This window comes from Glaciimonas immobilis, assembly GCF_011947285.1.
In the GTDB taxonomy this organism is placed as follows: domain Bacteria; phylum Pseudomonadota; class Gammaproteobacteria; order Burkholderiales; family Burkholderiaceae_D; genus Glaciimonas; species Glaciimonas immobilis.
Window position 1 is genome coordinate 71,778 of the sequence record NZ_JAAOZT010000010.1, and the last position, 18,423, is coordinate 90,200.

Consider the following 18,423-nt stretch of genomic DNA (forward strand, 5'->3'; position numbering starts at 1 on the left):
CGAGTATCAACCACTTTAGATGGGCAGTGAATTTATGTCGCAATCAACACTCCATGTTGATCAAAGCGGCGGAAAATCTGCGTGGCTTCTGTATTTTGTCTCATCAATTCCATTACCCCTCCTTTAAGACTGTATGAGTTTTTTCCGAGACCCATGCTTTCTAACATAGCGCAGGCTTGAGTACTCCGATTTCCAGATGCACAGTAAAAAACGAGCGGTACTTCAGAGCGAATACTTACTGACATTCCTTTAACGTTAATTAACGGCACATGTAAACCTCCATATGAAATTACTTGCCTCTCTTCATCTGAACGGACGTCTATCAACTGAAATTGTTTTTTTAATTTCAGCCAACTCAAAAACGTGGTGACTTCAAGTTGCTGTACGCTAGTATTAATAAAGTTACTTTTTTCTTCGGTGACGTCATGCAAAGTAAAACCTGGGCGACGTAAAGGATTTAAGTAATCCAACTTCACATTGAATAATCTTGTTTCTAGCGTGATGGAATCCATACAAAGTAGTTTTCCGGATAGTCCGGACGGGATATCGCAAATTAATTTTATTGTTTCGTTGGCCTGCATACATCCAAATAGACCCGGCAATACACCAATGACTCCGGCCTCGGCACAGTTTGGGCTCAGAACATGAGGTGGTTTTGACGGAAAAAGGTCGCGATAATTGAATGACGTTTCAAAGCGGCTGTCAAAAACAGCAAGCTGTCCGTCGAATTGATTGATCGATGCATAAATTAAAGGTTTTAACAAAACATGGCAGAGATCATTAATGAGATATTTGGCTTCGAAGTTATCGGTGCTATCTATGACGATATCAAATTTTGAAATAATTTCAACCGCATTTTCTTGGGTTAGTCTGACGGGAAATTTTTCAATATTTAGTTGCGGTGCTAGTAGAAGCAGTTTGTCGGCCGCCGCGTGTATTTTTTTTCGACCGACGTCCAAGTTTCCAAATAAAATCTGACGGTGAAGATTGCTTTCTTCTATCACGTCATTTTCTACTAAACCGATAGTGCCAATGCCAGCAGCAGCAAGGTACAGCGCTGCAGGACATCCCAAGCCACCTACTCCAATAATCAGAATTCTAGCATTCTTAATTTTCTGTTGTCCTGACAAACCAATTTCGTTAAGTGATATGTGTCTCGCATACCGTTTCAGTTCATCATTGGTTAGTTTATTAGAAACCATTTAGCTAGCCTCCTGCAACTGCATTAATGAGAAAGATAGGCGTATTGGAAGACAGGGTTTTGTTTGCATATTCGTCCTCGGTAACCAGACTATCTTGGACCACGATCCGTGTGAAAGGATATGGTTTTCCGTTTGAGGAAAAAACAGTACCAATCAAGGAGGGGTATCTACTAATTAATTCAATAAAAAGGGTGTCTAAGGTAGTTGCGTTACTGTTGTATAACTTTGCCTCACCTGTATGCTGACGGTAAGCCCTGGGAATATGAATAATAGGAATGTTTATCTCCTTAATTTTTTGAGCGTTGTTCTTGAAGGAATAAGGCCAGATGGTTGTTGATTTGAAGACCAAGATAGGAGGCGTCTGTCGACTTATGGACCACGTCGATACATCCTGAAAGATAGTTTTCAAGAAAGGCGATACGGTCTTCACATTTCGGAAAAATTTTGCCCTCCACATAATAAAATTTGATAGCTGCTGCGGCGAATAGGCCTGCAAATAATACGCCACGTACACTCTTATTTTTCGTGCCTGATGGAAGAGTTAATTTAGCCAATGAGTTTTTTTTCTGGAAATCAATGATTTCCGCTATGAAGCCACACCAGACATGAGACATTTCATGAACAATGGTTTCTTCAAGAAGGAGCTCATCGGCGAATGCTGATTCACCTAAAAATATAAATTGAGGAAAAACAGGATTAGTTAAACTTATTTGTCCGGTGGTTAACTTTCGCCATTCAATCGAAATAGTCAAAAGCGCGTTCCATTCGGGATGCTTCTCTAGGATTCGCCGGATGGCTTTATTCACAAGTTCGATTCGGCTGTCATTAAGGAAAGCAGACTCAGGACGAGTGGGCATTTTTTTCATCAGCCTCTGGTAGATCCTAAGGGCATTATCTGGAACAAGATAGTCGTTGAGGAATGGGAGGTATCGCTGATCGGCTTCCGAGCGGAGCGAAGCGACTAATGTAAGTAGCACTTGTGGCTTGAACGTTGCGTCAATAAACGGTAGGCCGTTTAGTAGTGTTAGTAGATTATCTGGAGTCATGATGAGGCGATCGATAACCATGGCTTTAACGATAAAAAATCTATCAAATCATGTGTTTTTATTTCAAAGCGCGAGAACATATGATTGATGTCTGCTATTTGCTCTTCTTTTACGCCAGCCTCCGCAAGATATTCACGTAAGTTTGTCATGGTCCTTTCCCCAAACCACATTTTTTTAAGTCGCATTATGATTTCTTCTCCAGACTTCGGCGAAAGAATTTTCAGATGAATTAGATCATGAATTAAAAGTCGTATATGTATCAATGGTTGGCTAAGCGATATGTAGGGAAATTCTTCCTGATGCAGTAAAGTTACTTCATCGTCGGACAGATCATGATCGCGATAAGATATAAATACTTGGCCGAACCCTCGCATACCATATGTGTGCATTTCCGCTGCGCGGATTGCCCCCATGGACGACAATCCCCATATCGACCAGCCTCTCTTTAAGGCAAGCATAATTTCGGCGTGACCAACTGCCGGATATGAATGAAATGTGCCGTCGACTAGGGCAATTTTACCTGGCGGTTCATCTCTAACAAGGCGTGCAACATCGCCGCGGCGTGCCGGTGCGTGAACTATCAGTTGATCGTCCCATCCTTCCTTAAGAGTGATGCCAACTAAAGTTGGTCCGACAAATATATGCAGAAGTTTATTTTGTATCGGAAACATATTTTCCTAGGCGGGGCCCTATTCTTTTTAGTGACGGATCAAATGATTCGAGGGACGGAACTACGACTCGTACCACTTGAATCGGAGAATTGTTCGGAGTCAGCGGGAGAAAGCAGATTGATTTCAAACCGTAGGCTTGTAGCCGCCTAATGATTAACCCTAACGCATCGGCTATTGACCGTATGTCTTTGCTAGAATCGTTAATCGTGGAATAGCTAATTCTTTTGGTTGGTGACTGTGCATCATTTCGTAGCTGGTAAATAGCTTGCAATTCAATGGGGCGGCCCAACCTCTCAAAATATTTTGCGCGCTCAATTAAATCGTCTCTTCCTCCATGAATGTGACTTAAACGGCTTTGTGCGGCTTCGCAGATCGCTCGGACGAGGGCCACCTCTTTGATCAAGTGTAGCCCTGATCCGATGGCGATACTTATAGGAGACTCGGGGTGCGCTTCCATGAGAAAGGCTTGGAAGTAAGCGAAGCCAAATGAAGACTCCGTATGTCTGATACTTATAATGAGTCCGGCATTTTTTATCTTTCTTATCAGAGATGTGACTTCCGGGGAAAGACAATCCAAATCTACTAAAGCGGAGCGGTCATAAATAAAATTAAATGCTTGAACGTCCCGTTCCATGAGCTCACAAAGTCCGTGAACAATCGCCTCATCTGTTGTGTTCCCAGAGCAAAGTCCATTTGAACTTTGTCCAAAAACTTTGCGATTTAGCTCACTATGGAAAGGTATGAAAATTAATTCTGCTGGCAGTAAAACCTCATTGGTGTCCAACAGATCGCGAGCGCAAACAGCCATCATAAGTTCTTCCGCTAAAATGGTCCTATCCATCAGGGGACAAAGGTCGACGAAGTCGATACGTCCGTTATAGGATGCTAAAATTTCGGCGGGGGATGACCTAATAATAGGAATTTTTGAATCATTGAATTCTGCGTAAGCGAACTCTATTGACTCCATATAAGCACCGATTTTAGCCTCGATATCGTGAAGGCCTTTTCCTGCGTTTACGCATAGAGATCCGGTCGCAGCAGCGGGGCGTATGCTTGCATAAACGGGTATGCCAATTCTATCCAGCCAAGTGGTATCCGTGACTCGGGTTATACCTAGACGCGGGGCAATTTCCATTGCGTATTTTAAAGTTTCCGCTGCCGAGCGAGTACGTAAGCTGGAACTGAGTCTGTGCATATTGGATCCAAGAATTGATAGCGGAAGTAAACATAATTCCGCTATCTATTAATTAAAAATCTAAATTTTCTTCCGTTCCGTTGTTGATATTGTTGGCTTGATGACCAACGTTACCGGCATTCATCAAACTTTCCTCGCTTAAAATCTCACTAAATTTTTTGGCTAGTACTTCGTCAATTTCCAGATTAAAAGTATTGTGATTAGTAGGCATTTTTTCTCTTTCTTTGTCATTGAATTTACCTGCATAACGCCCTAGATCCGGGCTCTACTTATTGCGACTCCGGGCAACGCGCCTAGAGGTACGTGCTTTTAACGACGGGTATTAATTAAAAATCTAAAATATTTATTGGTATATGTTGCGGACGTGAAGTGATCCGAATCCGAGATATCCAAACGAAAAAGTTAGCTCTTTGTTTAATGGCCCAAGGTCAGTTCCATATTATTAAATCTGGTTGAAATTTGTAATCCGTATTCTTTACGGAGTAATTTTAAAAAGAATTTCAGTGAACGCTACAGGTGCGTGATTTTTGGCTAATTATGGAGTGCCCGCCAATGAGGTGCGAATAGAGAGCGCTTCACACTGGCGGATGAATGTAGGTCGTAAATCGAAGGTATTTGACGATCTTGAAGTGAAAATTTTTGTCTGGTGATGGAAGCGATTGTTTAAGGATTACGGAATGAATTTGTATCAAGCGTAAGTAAAAGGAGCTACTTACTCGATGTTTGGCAGTTTTTAAGGACTATTTTCATACTCTCGGCGTATAGTGGATTATCGAATTTGTTTATTTGTCAATATATTTTCGATCCGTGCATATTTTGTTTGTGATTTAGTAACCAATGTGTTTTCGGGAGTAATCGATTCTGGAAGTAGATTTGAGCATTGGATGTGTCCAAAGCTTGCAAAAAACTCCCGACTCTTAAATTTGGCCATCGAATGATGTTTGTAAAATCACCAGTGAAAGTATTTTGATATGGCGCGTCAAGTTGATCCAAAGCTTTTGGAAATCTTCGATAAAATGCCAGGCTGTTGGGGTTGCAAGGACCAAAATTCAAAATTTTTATATGTCAACGAAGCCTACGCACGTTTAATCGGCTTGAATAATAATATAGACATCGTGGGTTGCAGTGATTTTGATCTACCTTGCGGAGCCTCTCGCTGTGCAGGTTTATTTCAAAGGCAAGATCAGGAAGTAATTAGTTCGGCAAAATCGTTGAGAGTCTTGGACATTCATCCCCGTTCTGAAGGGGAGTGGAGTGCGTACATTTTTACAAAAATGCCCATGCGAGATGAAGAAGGTCGCATTTGCGGAATAATCTTCCATGGGGAAAATATTACTTCGGTTCGAAATTTAGAATTAGAGGCGTTTCTGACGTCTGTTCGCGGCAATCAAAGAGGGTGCGATTTGCTTAAACAGGAAAGCTATTTTATCAAGCAAGAAAGAGGGTCTATAAAACTTACGTGCAGGGAATCGGAGGTGCTATTTTTTCTTATGCGTGGAAATACAGCAAAGATGACTTCGTCGATTTTGAATATTTCAAGGCGCACCGTAGAACAATACGTTACTTATCTTAAGGCGAAATTTGCAGTTGTTAGCAAATACGAATTGCTGGATCGTGCAATTGAGCTGGGATACCTTAGTTACATTCCGCAGTCTTTATTTTCTCAACAGCTTTCCGTCATTCTGAGGGATACCACGGAGTCAATATTCCCCTTGATGATTGGTGATTACGGGCCTGATCAAGTGCCGTAGGATGAGGGTAGTACCACATCATTCAACACTCAATCTTTGGGAAGCGTAATCCGTTGGCGTCAATAAAGTCGCCAAAAAAATCCGCTTAGAAATGCAGTTTTATCACCGTATCAAAGGCTTCTTCAGCCGTACTTCCCAGTTTCATCAGATCGGTAATCTGTACCGAATATTCGCCTATGGAAGGTGGCAGCAAATCGCGGTGGAGTTTAAAGTAGTCGTATTTTTGCGAATCGATTACGTCCTGAATTTTGACCGCGCTGGTCCGGGTGCCGCCGACGCTTTTGGCGCGAGGTGCCCTCGACGCCGCTGAAGAGCGGGTGTTAACGCCAGCAATCGCTGCTTTAATTTGGTCGAGCGAATAGACCATACTGACATTGCCCGGATCAAACTCTTCGCCGACCGGATGCAGCAAATGATGCGTGCTGTTAAATGCCATTTTTTTATCAGAGCTATTGATAACCTGATAATGCGGTCTTTGACCTGTGCCTAGTGCAAATTGCACCCTATCCCCGTAGGCGATCATTTGCTCCATCGCGTCTTTCAGGAACTCAACTGCCAGACTATTAATTGCGCCGTCCCAGCGTTTGCCTCTTGTCGTCTTCAAAATACAATATATCCAATAATGATAGCTAACCACATCACGGCAAGCTGAAGCATCGAATATGCTACAAAGCGGCCATGATCTGTGGGGGTGAATCAGGTCATTAATTAAGCAAGACCCTCAGTAAGACCTGTATTATCCCCCGACAGGATTTATTTCGAGCAGCTCGGCCAAAAATATATTTGTGTCATGCGCAAAACCACGCAAATTGAACAAAAATAAGTGGCGTTTTTTAGGTTTTGTCGGAATTGCTGGGCATTAATGGCATAGAAATCATCTAATCCGAAGCCCGCGAGATGAAAACCCTGAACGGTCTCTACGGCACAATCGTTGTAAAAAGATACACGGCGAAGATAACCAGATGGATCGTTCCCTGCATAACGGTTGTTCGGCCTGTCCCCAACGATAACGTTGCAACAATAAAGGATAGTACTAACAATACGGTTGATTTGATATCCAGACCCAGCGACAAGGTCAGGCCGGTCGTTAGCGAGACAATGGCCACCGCGGGAATCGTCAATCCGATACTCGCCAAAGCTGAGCCAAGTGCTAGATTAAGACTGGTTTGCAGCCGATTGGCCCGCGCAGCACGCACTGCCGCCAATCCCTCGGGCAAAAGTACCACGGCTGCAATGATAATACCGACCAGCGTTTTAGGTAAACCGGCGTTAGCCACTGCCAGTTCCAGCGTTGGCGCCAGCGATTTCGCCAGCAGCACTACAGCGCCCAGACAAACGATCAATAAGCCGCCGCTCACCCACGCTACTTTGGCGGAGGGTGGGGACGCGTGGATGTCTTCGTCATTGGTCGATTCGTCCGGCAAAAAGTAATCCCGATGGCGCACGGTCTGCACCAGCACGAAAGTCCCGTACAGCACCAGAGAAATGACCGCGATGAAGGCCAGTTGGCTGGAGCTATAAAACGGCCCGGCAGCACTTGACGTGTAATTAGGCAAAACCAGCGTTAATACGGCAATCGCGGCCAACGTAGCAAGTGACGCGCTGACGCCAAGCAATCCGAAGGTTTGTTCTTTGTGGCGACTGGCACCGGCCAGCAAACAAATTCCGACGATACCATTGAGAATAATCATGATGGCGGCAAAAACCGTATCTCGCGCAAGGCCCATGGTCTCTGTGCCGCCAGCCAGCATCAGCGACACAATCAGCGCCACCTCAATCAACGTCACCGCTAATGCCAGCACTAATGTGCCGTACGGTTCCCCTACCCGATGCGCTACTACTTCGGCGTGGTACACGGCAGCGAGTACGCCACCGAGCAGGCCGATTATCAGCAATAACGTGTACATAGCACCGAAATCAAACTGCGTGCCGGCGAGTAATAACCAGGCAGCAATCGGTGCCACGATGGTCCATTTGGGTAAAGGGGGAAATTTTTTCATGTTTCCGATTGGACACGAGTAACGCGTTTTTGGCAAGCGACTGATGGTCTCCGAATCGCTAAAGCACTCTTCGCGGGGGATGTCGCTAATCAATTTTTTGTTCCGCATTATCCAAAGCATAGACTCTGAGTAGCTTGAACCTTTCGACCGCTCGCCAGCGTAGCAAGCGGCAGCCGGAAATCAACAGAAGCAAGACATTTACTTAAATCACTCGGCGAAGGACGGTTTTCGACGTGAATAAGGTGTAGGGTTGCGGATAGGAAAGAGTTGAGAAGAGGGGTAAGCATGGGTAAGTGCGCAATAAAGTTTTTTATAAAAGCCGATACTCATTGTCCGTAACGAGTGAGCGGTACCAGCCAGATCCTACTGAAGGTGTCAACTACTGATAATCCAAGATCGTACTTTTGCTTTTGGATTCTCACGCTACCTTTCCCGTTTCAAGCGCCGCAATTATTGCGATAGCGTAGCAAATGTACTGGTTGGATTGCGCATTGATCTCGTGGGAATTATGGATGGGCAATACTAATTTTGAAGGTCGATTTTTTCTTCTAAAATTATCAAAAATATGAAAGGTGCCTGCTCTTGAAATCTGAATCTAAGTTTGAAATTGAAATTGAAAATAATGCAGTAGTTGGGCCAAATTTGTTTCGTAATAATGCCAAGATGGTTGCCGCTTCTGAGATTGGTTATAGCATCGCGCAGGAACATAACATGATAGGTATTCGTGTCGTCGCCAATGCTGGTCAGAATAAGTTGCGTGATATGTCGACGGGCAAAGATTTCGTCAATTTATGCTCTTGTTCTTATCTCGGACTCAATAGTCATCCGGACGTTTTGCAATATTAAAGTTATTGAAGTAGGCGGCCAAAGCAAAGCGGTGTATTTATCCAAAGCGCTGTTCGACCAAGGTTACTATTGCTCACCGGTATTTTTTCCTGTCGTCGCCAAAGGCCGGGCAGGTGTGCGACTAATGTTGCGCGGCGATTTGCCGTCGGCAACAGTGCAGTCCTTCGTCGACCATCTTAAGAATATCTTGTCAGAAATGGGCGTCGAACATTAACTGTCTCATTTTTCTCCAGCAGCCCAACGACCATCGTCTTCGCGACTTCTTTGCGCGGATGAGGTTGCACTGCATGCCGCCCTTAATTTTTGATCGCTTAAATGGAACCTCGCTCAATTGGCGGTGTAATGGATCGGGATAAAAAAACTACGCTCGCCTGGCTTAGTTTTATCGGTAGCATTATTGCGGTCTTGATGAGCATCATGGACATCCAGATCACAAATGCGGCGATCGGGACGATCCAGACCGCGATGCATTTTCCGTTAGAAAAAGGCTCGTGGCTGTCGTCATCTTATTTGATGGCTGAAATAGTTACCTTGCCGCTTTCCGGCCTGATGCTAAGGGCGCTGGGAACAAAACGCTACGCATTTATATTTTGCGTTACCTTCATGGTGAGTTCAGTCCTTTGCGCGCAAGCCTGGAGCTTTGCCAGTCTGGTTTTTTTTCGGGCTCTTCAGGGTGGTGCTGGGGGCGCCCTAATGGCTTTCGCCTACAACCTTATCATTGTTAAGCTGCCGCCGTCCGATCACGGCAAGGCAAACATGCTGTTTGGTGCCACCGTCGCCTTGGCACCGACGCTTGGTCCTATGATTGCCGGGGTCATGACAGAGTCGTACGGCTGGCAATCACTGTTTTATATTAATTTGCCTATCGGGCTATTGGCATTGTCTTTAATGATGACAGGGCTGCATAACGATATTCACGATTTTTGCCAAAAACTGAAAGTAGATTTTCTTGGGCTGGCGACGATAGTGATTGGTCTGGCTTGCCTGCAATATGTGTTGGAGGAGGGGGGTAGTCAGGGCTGGTTTTCTTCTCCCCTGATATTGACTTTGTTTATGACGGCAATGTGTGCATTAACGGTATTCGTTATTAATGAATTGCGCGTACGCGATCCCTTGGTGAATCTTTTTCTTTTAAAAAATTACCAATTGTTGATCAGTTGCACTGCAAATTTGCTCGCTGGAGCAGCATTGTTTGGATGCTATTTTTTAATTCCCTATTTGCTCATTACTTTGAAGTCCTATTCGCCGATCCAGATTAGCCACATCATTGTTTTTGGCGGTGCGGCGCAACTGGTTACGCTAATGTGTATGCCGTTGATTTTAAGACGCGTAAATATTTATATTTTGATTGCGATTGGCAGCGCTCTCTTTGCGCTGAGCGCTATTACGTGGAGTTTTGCTTCCCTGCATTTTCAGTTTGATTGGGTGATCGTCGCGCAAATATTACGCGGTATCGGCGGAACATTGATGTTAACGCCGTTAGGTATATTGGCTACGACCGCGATCAAAAAAAGCGATGCTGCATCCGCAGCGATTCTATTTAATGTGTCGCGTACGCTTGGGGGTGCGCTCGGCGTGGCGATGCTGACCACGCTGGTGAGTTATCGGCAGGCACACTATTACGCCGACTTTATTCATGCCGACCATGTGGCGGAGGGGGTCGCATTGGTAACCCTGAAAAGTCAGAGCTACCAACTGGCGTTTAGTGATACCTTTCAACTGATATGCGGGGTGTTGCTCATTACCGCATGTATCTTTACCATTTTATGGCGCAATGATCGCGATACGGGACGCCGGCAGCGATAAGGATAATCGACGCTCAAGTCTGTAAGGGTCGGCGTTTTTGGTTGACCCGGCGGCACGTGAGTTTATTGTGCTGCCACCCCGTTACGGTCAGGTTTTTTATTAGGTGGTGATGACAATAATTTGTTATGCCAATAATATTGTATAAATCCAGTCGATGTCAGCGCCTTTGCGTACAGCCAGCCCTGACCGTATTCAACCTCTTGCTCTAGCAGATAATCCGCCTGAGCCTTGGTTTCGATTCCTTCCGCGACAATTTTTAGTTTTAGAGATTTCGCCATGCCGATAATATGTGGCGTCACACTGCTGGTAACGGAGTCGGTGCCAACGGTATCGATAAATGACTTGTCGATTTTTAGGGCATCCAGGCGGAATTCCTGCAAGTACGACAGGCTGGAATAGCCCGTTCCAAAATCGTCGATAACGACCGTATAACCCAGCGCGCGTGCGCGCTCGATCGTCGCGCGAGTGGTATCGATATCCATGAAACCACGCTCGGTTACCTCCAGCCAGATTTGTTGCGGTTGTATGCCGGAGTTAAGCAAGGCTTTACCTAAAACTGTTAGCGCACGGCCAGATTTTATATCCGATGCGCTGAGGTTAATTGCGATATGTAAATTGTGGTCCGTCGCGAGTATGGATTTCATCTCGCGAATCACTAATGCGATGACCTGGTCCGTGATTCCCAAAATCAGGCCGCTTTCTTCTGCCAGAGGAATAAACAAATCAGGGCGCATTATGCTACCGTCTGGTCGCTGCCATCGCACCAGGGCTTCTGCTCCCACACACGCGCCTGATTTTAGTTCTATTATCGGTTGATAGTGAACGATGAACTCGCGGCGATCGATGCCAATCTTCAGCTCCCCCAAAGGCGAAAGCCTTCTACGCGAAAATAATATGACTGCGCCGACCATAGAAATGGCGAGTAACAACCCGAGCGGGAACAGCACAATTTGTTCGCGCCGCACTTGTGGAATAATTTTTCTACGCGGTTCTATGGCGATTGCGACCAAGCCTGAACGGCGCTTGGTCGCAAAGAGATCGTCTTTGACGTGAGTCCCATTAGGCCCCCGCGCAATGGCATTGATCAGCGAAAGATCCGGATTATGTAGCGTACCTAGCAGCTTCCCTGACGATGTCAGGACGGCTAATTGAACATCCGGTTCTATAACGATATCGGCAAAGCGGCTGGCGTCAATTAACACCATGTGTGATTTATAGGATACGCTCGTCATGGACTTGTTACCGCCTACATCGGGCGCGACGCCCACGCTAACACCTTCGCCATCCTCTAAAGTAAAGTCGACAGGATTTCCCCTGATCATAGTACGCGTCATGCCCCCCGCATTACATTTCAGAATGCCGTTTGCCATATAACCGATATCGTCAACGGTGTGTGTGGTGATGGTCACCGTCCGCATTAGTTTTATATGCGCTTCTGAACACGGCTTGAATGGGAGGGTATCAAATTTATGTAGCGCCTTGATCGCGCTGGCAAAGGTCGATATGGACCGGTCAAGGGCGAGGTCGGAAATAAGTTGAAGGCGCCCCTCTTCAGCCTCAAGTGCAAGGTATTGGGACAGATAAAATGTCAGAACTAGCGGACCAACACCGCCAAGTAACGCCAGCAGCGCTGCAATGATAATGACGCGCTTACGATTCAAACTATCTCCTCACTGTATTGTTTTTGTTTAGTGGTGCTGACTACACAATTTTGAGACTTATGCGGGCCCCAGCTTACTTATGTCTGCGCCAGAGTATTACATTGATCATTGGATTTAGTCTGTCTGATCGACCACATTATGTAAAAGATACCCGATAATGTATTTCACGTAGTTGCCAGGATTGATGCCCGCCTTATGCCGACCTTACCTTAATAATCTTTCGATCCAATTTTTTCTCAATGCAAGGGGATAATTGCAATTGGACTGAAGCCGTCCATCCTTGCACATTCTTCCCGCTACCGCTACATGCAGCATGTGTAAATGGAGGATTTCGACTAAGATACTCTCCCAAACCCAGTTGTGAGCGATATCGTAATGAATGATTTACCGGTTCCACCGAGCAATACTCTAGACCCCACGTTGCACGCCTCCAGCGATGAGGCCGACAATCCGCTAGAGAAGACTACCCAAGAACCCCGCTTGTGGCGCGATGTTGGCTGGACGGCGCGCGTGATCAAGAATGTGGACGATGAAGGCTGGGCAGTAGAGATGATCAAAGATGGCGAACCGGAACCGGCGCTAGTCGGTCCCTGGACCATGGGACGCGATAAGAAGAACCCTAAACCGCTCGACACGAACGCGTTTAATACCTTGGTAAAGACTGCATCAGAAGTTTTGCGTCGCCATGAGCAGCAATTGCATGCCATGCTGCATAAAGAAGTAGTTGTCGCGACCGATTCCGCTACCGTTAATGTAACCCTCGATATCGTTCCCGATGATGACTTCCCGTATGCGGTATTGACCGCCCATGACGAAGATGGCAACCAATTAGCGCAGGTGCAAGTGCGGTCCACATTTGTGTTAACCAAGAGCAGTGCTAATGCCTGGATAGAGACAGATTTCCGCAAACCTGCCTGATAGTACGCTTTGCGTCACCCATTTGCGTGATTTGTCGCGAGGAACTGTCTCGCTGCGCTGACATTGCATGTAATGCTGATCGGCGGATAAATCACCCGACATCAAGACTGTTACCACCATATTAGCAACAGAGTTGTCATGTTGATTATCGACCTTGTCCCACACACTAGTGTAGACTACTAGATGCTTGCCTTAAACATGATTGCTAATTTAGTAACTTAATAAGCAAATAATTGGCGGCTTAACTATGTGTTTACATCTGAAGTCTACATGGGAACGTTATTGATCGCTACCCTGAATATCCCAAACAGAAAAAATAAAATCACATCCAGTACGGGGTACTAAACGTATGAAAGATTATTACGCTGTATTAGGCGTTGAAAGTAATGCGTCGTTTGGCGCGATAAAAAATGCCTATCGCAAGAAGGCGTCAGAATTTCATCCAGATAGAAATAGTTCGCCGGACGCGCCGTCGCAGTTCCGACAAGTACAAGAAGCCTATGATCTGCTGGCAGATGAAATCAGGCGCAATGAGTACGATGAGAATCGACGGCGCAGTTTGCTGGAAAATCCGCTAGAAACAGCGCAACAAATCTGGACCACCTATATTAATAAGGTACTGCAATGATGCTTTCTACCTATTTTGAAGATTTGACCAAAGCCTATCAGGCTGAACTGGAAGACTTACGCAGCGACTCCGAGGGCAATGACATTCTGAAGTCCCGGCTAAAAGCCAAGCGTTCGCAGTTCGCTTTGATGATGCCGATGATCGAAACCGCCCCTGAAATGGTGTCTGTCGCATTTCATGGTGGTGTCAGCTTTCCCAATCCGCATGCGATGGTGTTGCTGTCGACCAACGAGGTGGAAGAGTTTCCGGCATGGGATGAGATCGCCGCGACGGTAGAATTTGAGCCTTGGGCCGACGCATTGGTCGCGATTGCACTGAAGGAAACCGGGGGCGAAAACTTTTTGATCACTACCGTCTGCCTTGAATATCTTTACGAAAAAAGCAACGGTAACTATCACGGCGACTATGCGCATCAATCCGCGATTGACGATTCGGACGATAGCGTGGATGAAGTCGAGCGCGATGAAGATCGCGATCAGGATCTTGAGACCGAAGGAGCCGACTGGCTGGCGGAACAAGGTTTCGACCGTCATTAATTTAACCATCATAATAGTTGGTGGCAGAGGGCAGCAATCAAGGCGCGTCGATTTCGACGCCTTGATTGGTCTGCAAATAGTTGAATGATCTACAAAATTTCTGCGGGTTCCGTGAGGCTTAGATCGCTGGAAAAAGTTTCTCCGCACGAAAGCCCTTAAGATATCGCCCGACCGTACCATCCTGGCACTTGGAATATTGCTCTCCATAAATGGCTTTCACACGCTGTTAAAGCCACGCACCGCACCGCGCGTGTCGCTAAAAATTTGATGCGTCGTGCCCGCCGTGGCTGCCCATTTTTACTATCTTTTATAAAGTACACCATGACAAACGCGCTCATCATCAAAGCCGCTAATCTGATCCGTGAAGGCGATATTGCCGGGGCAGAATACGCGCTGGTCAATCTGGCTGAAACCGAGGGCGACTACGCTTTGGTGGCCGTGCTGGAAGAAATGCCGCCTAAGGATCTACTGGCCGTAATTCGTGAATACGACACGTCGAAGGAATCGGTCGTCAACCTGCTCGTAACGCCGGAGCAATTCGCGCGCGCCGTCGTGATTGAAAAGCTCTACGCCGACCACACGCACGTGCGTCTGCGTGGCATGATGAATTCGGTACTGTTCCGCGACGACACCAAAACCAGTGACTTCATCGAAGCCATCGCCGAGCGCGAAGGCGGTTACGAAGCATTTATCGACTATTTGTCGGACCGCGATGAGGAAGTGACGCATTTCGCCGCGTTTGATACATTCAACGTCAATTTTTCGGAAGAGCGTGACGCCGTCGAGAAATCCGAAGTCGCCGATCGCGACTGGAAAGAGTTGACCTGGTTGCTCAAGCATGAGCACGAAGATATTTTTGAGCAAGTATGGCCTACGCTCAAAAAACGCAGTATCGAGCGCAAGCGGCGTGAAGCAGAACTGGAGCGGCTGGAACAACTCGAAGCCGCACAAGAATACGATGACGAAGCGCCAGCGCCCGTTGCAGCAAAGGCCGTGGTCAAACCGACGATCCTCATCGATCCTTCCGAAGAGTCGGCGCTGTAAGCAACCGGTAATCCGACCCCGGCATTCAGCGCGTGGCCATGTGGGGAATCCATTGAAGATGCACAAAGTTTTAGCATTTTCGCCTGATTCACCCACCGGCTTAATGGCTGAAATATTAGGCAACTTACTGAGCAATTTACTGAGTTGCTCAGTAAGTTGCTCAGTAAATTACTTAATATTTTTCCAATATTTACTTAATATCAAGATTAAAATATAACGCTTTCGGTCATTGGCAGGCTCTGCATGCCGATAAAAAAAATGCCGCAGGGATCCGTCCATACCCAAATGCTCTGGTCCTTCCTGCCTCTTACACCTTTTAATTGCCCATCCATGTCCGAAAACAACCGTCATATTGCCACCGTCGATAAGCGTCCTTTTTTTGAAAAAGCGCTGACTTATGGCGCGCACAATGACATTATCGATCGCGCTAAAATCCAGGTAATCATCGCGGACGGCGCCAAAGGATCGGTACAAATTGCCAATTTTTTCGGTTCGAGTCATCTGCACACCGATCTGGACAACGCACGCAAGCGTATGGTCAATCTGATCAGCCTTTACCTTGAAGACGCCTGTCAGGGTAACTTGGAGGAGGCCGCCATATCATTGCGTGACAATTCTTTTTTATCCCATTCACGTGGCGGCAACGAAATGCTAAAGGCGTTGCACGCATTGCCGGACTGCGCAGTGTTCGGCGACGTAAAAAGTCAGGACGTTAAAAGTTTTCAGGATGAGCGCACGCTCATCAAACCCTATTCATTAAGTGCCTACCGCAAAGAACGCCAAACTCGGGAAGAAGACGCCAACACGCTGGCGGCCGCGACCTGGTTCGCCAAAAGCATGGGACTGCCGCGCTCAGCACTTGAGTTCACGAGTGCCGAAACGGTTATCCGTAGCGCTATTCTAGTGCGTGCAGCAGGGGCGGACAGCTTCCCCGGGCGCAATGCTTTTGCGGCACAGCTGAGCACCGTCCGTATCCAGGCGACCGCCGTTGGCAAATTGAAAATAGCCAAAAAGCTGCTCGATGATGTGCCGGAAGAGTATCAAAAGATCTGCGATAAAATTCGCCGGGAAATTGAAAAACACGACGGTCCGCTGATCGTAAATAGCGCCCTCGGCCTCGACGAAATGCGCAATACGGTGGAGCTGCGCTATTTCGTGCGAGAGAGTGGGATGGACGATGTCGAGGAGTTCGATACCCTGATGTCGGAAGAGTGGCGCAAGGTCACCGGCGGCAAAGAGGACCCATTTTCGCGCCTCACCGCCTTTTTGTGTATCGCAGCGGACACCAGGCCCAAGACCACGATTTCCGAAGCGGAAGCCAAAGCGATCACGCGCCAGGTGCGTCAACGCGGCTTTAATAGCGAAGCCGTGGCGTCGTTTATCGCCAACGCTGCGCCATTTGAAATGAAAGATAATTTGTTATCGTTATGGGAGGAGGAATTCCTCCCCGAGGCAGCGGCATTCATGCTGGACAAGGATGATGACAAATACGTCAGCGCGATCAAATTTTTAAAAGAGAATTGCAACGTCAGGACGAAGTCTGCACCCAAGACAAAAGCTAGCGTGGCGAAGTAAAAAGATCTGAAAAGCTAGCTCCCTGACGCCGCCGATATGGTTATTTGGCGTGGCGCAGGTTAAACCTTGGCACCTCGTTATCTGGGTCATTCCATGGCAATTGCGCGCGGGGCTTCTATCACCAGACTGGATTCTGCATGGGCCACACAAGGGAGAATATAGCCGTCATATTTTTCGTCTGCGCTCAGTCCCGGCCATTCGATATCATATCTGACGCGACCGCTCAGCATCCGGCACAAGCAGGTTCGACACGTCCCGTTGCGGCATGAACTAGGCAGAATGACGCCACCATTTCTGGCTGCCTGCAATAATGTCACCGTATTAGTTGATTCAAATACCCAACCTTTTGGCGCTATCATTATCTGAAATGCTTTATCCATAGTGCGTCGTTAAAAGGTTATTCACCGGTTAGTGAAGGGTTATTGCGAGTGTTATTGCGTGTGAGGGATGCTTATTGGCTTATTGGGGGCCGCCGGACGGCATTTGGTACCAGGCGCAATCAAGAGTGCCTTTTTGATAGTTGTCATACGATAAATAATCAGGCCCCACGATCAAGAAGGTAACCGCGACTCCTATAAATGTACTTTCATAAGTCTTACCTCCTCGCGGTACCATAAACCTTACAATACACCGTTTTTACGCTCTAAAATTGCGTAGATCGATGGATCTGATCTGGACGCTCTGATAGGGGTGAGCAAAGTGCGAACGATAACGCAAAATCGTCCTGAATTCCCTGTCCCGATAGCGCTTTATCCATTACAGTAACGTTCTTAAATTCAGCACAAATCTTAAATATTTTAAGGAAGCCGCCTAATTTCTCAAGCACATTTTAGCGCGCTGGACTCTCATCAACGGTAAGGTGCAACAATGCAAGACTCAGACGTCGACCCGATTGATCTATACGCTAAACGGCCCTGGATAGTGTTAAACACCACCTACGACATCGAAGCATGGATTGATAGCTACAACCGCGATCTGCAACATGCCATCAAAAAAAACAACGCGACCGGTTACGGTATTTGTTTTTTTCTGGAATTGGGTGGCGAGATTTACTTGCACACCACGCAGGAAGGTGACGTCATGCTTGATGTCACCCCAGACGCAGAGTGGGTCAGTCCGGTCATCACTGCGGCCACCGGCGTTGCCGCGCCCGGATCGCAAATATGGGCGTTGCCCGGCGATACATTGACACAATTAATACTCGGGCTCAGCAACATGATCGCAGCCACTCGCATCGTGCTGGATCATCCATTTAAAGTGCCAAAATATTAAGCTAGCGCCCAACGCTACTAAATCCAAGACGTTTCTGGCGTCTTTGCGCCCTTTTCGCATCAAAAAAGTCATTAGTCGGCCATGAATAAATTAAGAGAACGGCCTCTGGCATAGGTTGGATACGTAAAAGTAGTTGCTGAATTCGAAGCGGCCAAACGGGCTGTGATCATCAAGGCCGCCAGCATCAGGCGTGTGATTGTCGACACCACGGCGATGGAAAAGGCGATTGTCCATCCGACCGACTCGCGCTTGCTGGAACGCGCGCGCTGCCA

General features: G+C 46.9%; 20 protein-coding genes. 10 read left to right on the forward strand and 10 right to left on the reverse strand.

Translation table 11 applies throughout. From position 1 onward, the window contains the following. Positions 1–32: 32 nt before the first annotated feature. The 5 genes from HAV38_RS16790 to HAV38_RS16810 form a co-directional block, all read right to left on the reverse strand. Positions 33–1,202 (reverse strand): HesA/MoeB/ThiF family protein, encoded by a 1,170-nt coding sequence (locus HAV38_RS16790; RefSeq protein WP_168056546.1) that lies wholly within the window; start codon positions 1,200–1,202, stop codon positions 33–35. A 287-nt stretch (positions 1,203–1,489) separates the two neighbouring features. Next, positions 1,490–2,248, reverse strand: a complete 759-nt coding sequence (locus HAV38_RS16795) for a hypothetical protein (RefSeq protein ID WP_184013399.1) — start codon at positions 2,246–2,248, stop codon at positions 1,490–1,492. Beyond that, a complete protein-coding gene (locus HAV38_RS16800; RefSeq protein WP_168056548.1) occupies positions 2,245–2,919 on the reverse strand; it encodes a TfuA-like protein in 675 nt (224 codons plus the stop codon). The genes HAV38_RS16795 and HAV38_RS16800 overlap by 4 nt, the downstream gene beginning before the upstream one ends. Next, the gene (locus HAV38_RS16805) at positions 2,900–4,114 is read right to left on the reverse strand and encodes a YcaO-like family protein (protein WP_168056549.1); all 1,215 of its coding nucleotides are present in this window, start codon (positions 4,112–4,114) and stop codon (positions 2,900–2,902) included. Before HAV38_RS16805 ends, HAV38_RS16800 begins: the two co-directional genes overlap by 20 nt. A gap of 52 nt (positions 4,115–4,166) precedes the next feature. Further along, entirely contained in the window at positions 4,167–4,325 is a 159-nt protein-coding gene (locus HAV38_RS16810) for a hypothetical protein (RefSeq protein ID WP_168056550.1), read from the reverse strand. Between the two features lie 760 nt (positions 4,326–5,085). Between HAV38_RS16810 and HAV38_RS16815 the strand changes: the two genes are divergently transcribed. Beyond that, a complete protein-coding gene (locus tag HAV38_RS16815; protein WP_168056551.1) occupies positions 5,086–5,865 on the forward strand; it encodes a helix-turn-helix transcriptional regulator in 780 nt (259 codons plus the stop codon). Positions 5,866–5,950: 85 nt separating this feature from the next. Here the strand turns inward: HAV38_RS16815 and HAV38_RS16820 are convergent, their stop codons facing one another. Together HAV38_RS16820 and HAV38_RS16825 are read right to left on the reverse strand one after the other, a co-directional pair. Further along, a complete protein-coding gene (locus HAV38_RS16820) occupies positions 5,951–6,469 on the reverse strand; it encodes a hypothetical protein (RefSeq protein WP_168056552.1) in 519 nt (172 codons plus the stop codon). Positions 6,470–6,782: 313 nt separating this feature from the next. Further along, entirely contained in the window at positions 6,783–7,865 is a 1,083-nt protein-coding gene (locus HAV38_RS16825; protein WP_168056553.1) for a calcium:cation antiporter, read from the reverse strand. Positions 7,866–8,447: 582 nt separating this feature from the next. On the opposite strand from HAV38_RS16825, the gene HAV38_RS16830 reads away from it, so the two are divergent. From HAV38_RS16830 to HAV38_RS16840, 3 genes are all read left to right on the forward strand, one after another. Next, positions 8,448–8,711: a hypothetical protein gene (locus HAV38_RS16830; RefSeq protein WP_168056554.1), complete on the forward strand. Its 264-nt coding sequence runs from the start codon at positions 8,448–8,450 to the stop codon at positions 8,709–8,711. Positions 8,712–8,742: 31 nt separating this feature from the next. Further along, positions 8,743–8,925: a hypothetical protein gene (locus HAV38_RS16835; protein WP_168056555.1), complete on the forward strand. Its 183-nt coding sequence runs from the start codon at positions 8,743–8,745 to the stop codon at positions 8,923–8,925. 101 nt (positions 8,926–9,026) lie between these two features. Then, positions 9,027–10,517: a DHA2 family efflux MFS transporter permease subunit gene (locus tag HAV38_RS16840; protein WP_168056556.1), complete on the forward strand. Its 1,491-nt coding sequence runs from the start codon at positions 9,027–9,029 to the stop codon at positions 10,515–10,517. 62 nt (positions 10,518–10,579) lie between these two features. On the opposite strand, the gene HAV38_RS16845 is transcribed toward HAV38_RS16840, so the two are convergent. Continuing rightward, a complete protein-coding gene (locus HAV38_RS16845) occupies positions 10,580–12,178 on the reverse strand; it encodes an EAL domain-containing protein (RefSeq protein WP_168056557.1) in 1,599 nt (532 codons plus the stop codon). A 375-nt stretch (positions 12,179–12,553) separates the two neighbouring features. On the opposite strand from HAV38_RS16845, the gene HAV38_RS16850 reads away from it, so the two are divergent. The 5 genes from HAV38_RS16850 (at position 12,554) to HAV38_RS16870 (ending at position 16,879) form a co-directional block, all read left to right on the forward strand. Next, the gene (locus tag HAV38_RS16850; RefSeq protein ID WP_168056558.1) at positions 12,554–13,096 is read left to right on the forward strand and encodes a hypothetical protein; all 543 of its coding nucleotides are present in this window, start codon (positions 12,554–12,556) and stop codon (positions 13,094–13,096) included. A gap of 349 nt (positions 13,097–13,445) precedes the next feature. Next, positions 13,446–13,724: a DnaJ domain-containing protein gene (locus HAV38_RS16855; protein ID WP_168056559.1), complete on the forward strand. Its 279-nt coding sequence runs from the start codon at positions 13,446–13,448 to the stop codon at positions 13,722–13,724. Beyond that, positions 13,721–14,260 carry a hypothetical protein gene (locus HAV38_RS16860; RefSeq protein WP_168056560.1) on the forward strand — a complete coding sequence of 180 codons (540 nt, stop codon included), beginning with the start codon at positions 13,721–13,723 and terminating at the stop codon, positions 14,258–14,260. Before HAV38_RS16855 ends, HAV38_RS16860 begins: the two co-directional genes overlap by 4 nt. 321 nt (positions 14,261–14,581) lie before the next feature. Then, positions 14,582–15,304 (forward strand): hypothetical protein, encoded by a 723-nt coding sequence (locus HAV38_RS16865; protein ID WP_168056561.1) that lies wholly within the window; start codon positions 14,582–14,584, stop codon positions 15,302–15,304. 330 nt (positions 15,305–15,634) lie between these two features. Next, a complete protein-coding gene (locus tag HAV38_RS16870) occupies positions 15,635–16,879 on the forward strand; it encodes a hypothetical protein (protein WP_168056562.1) in 1,245 nt (414 codons plus the stop codon). 86 nt (positions 16,880–16,965) lie between these two features. On the opposite strand, the gene HAV38_RS16875 is transcribed toward HAV38_RS16870, so the two are convergent. Then, positions 16,966–17,259, reverse strand: a complete 294-nt coding sequence (locus HAV38_RS16875) for a 2Fe-2S iron-sulfur cluster-binding protein (RefSeq protein WP_168056563.1) — start codon at positions 17,257–17,259, stop codon at positions 16,966–16,968. A gap of 487 nt (positions 17,260–17,746) precedes the next feature. Here HAV38_RS16875 and HAV38_RS16880 point away from each other — a divergent pair, with 487 nt between their 5' ends. Further along, positions 17,747–18,151 carry a hypothetical protein gene (locus HAV38_RS16880; protein ID WP_168056564.1) on the forward strand — a complete coding sequence of 135 codons (405 nt, stop codon included), beginning with the start codon at positions 17,747–17,749 and terminating at the stop codon, positions 18,149–18,151. A gap of 71 nt (positions 18,152–18,222) precedes the next feature. Here HAV38_RS16880 and HAV38_RS16885 read toward each other — a convergent pair. Then, on the reverse strand, positions 18,223–18,423 hold a 201-nt coding region (locus HAV38_RS16885), incomplete at its 5' end, for a hypothetical protein (RefSeq protein ID WP_168056489.1).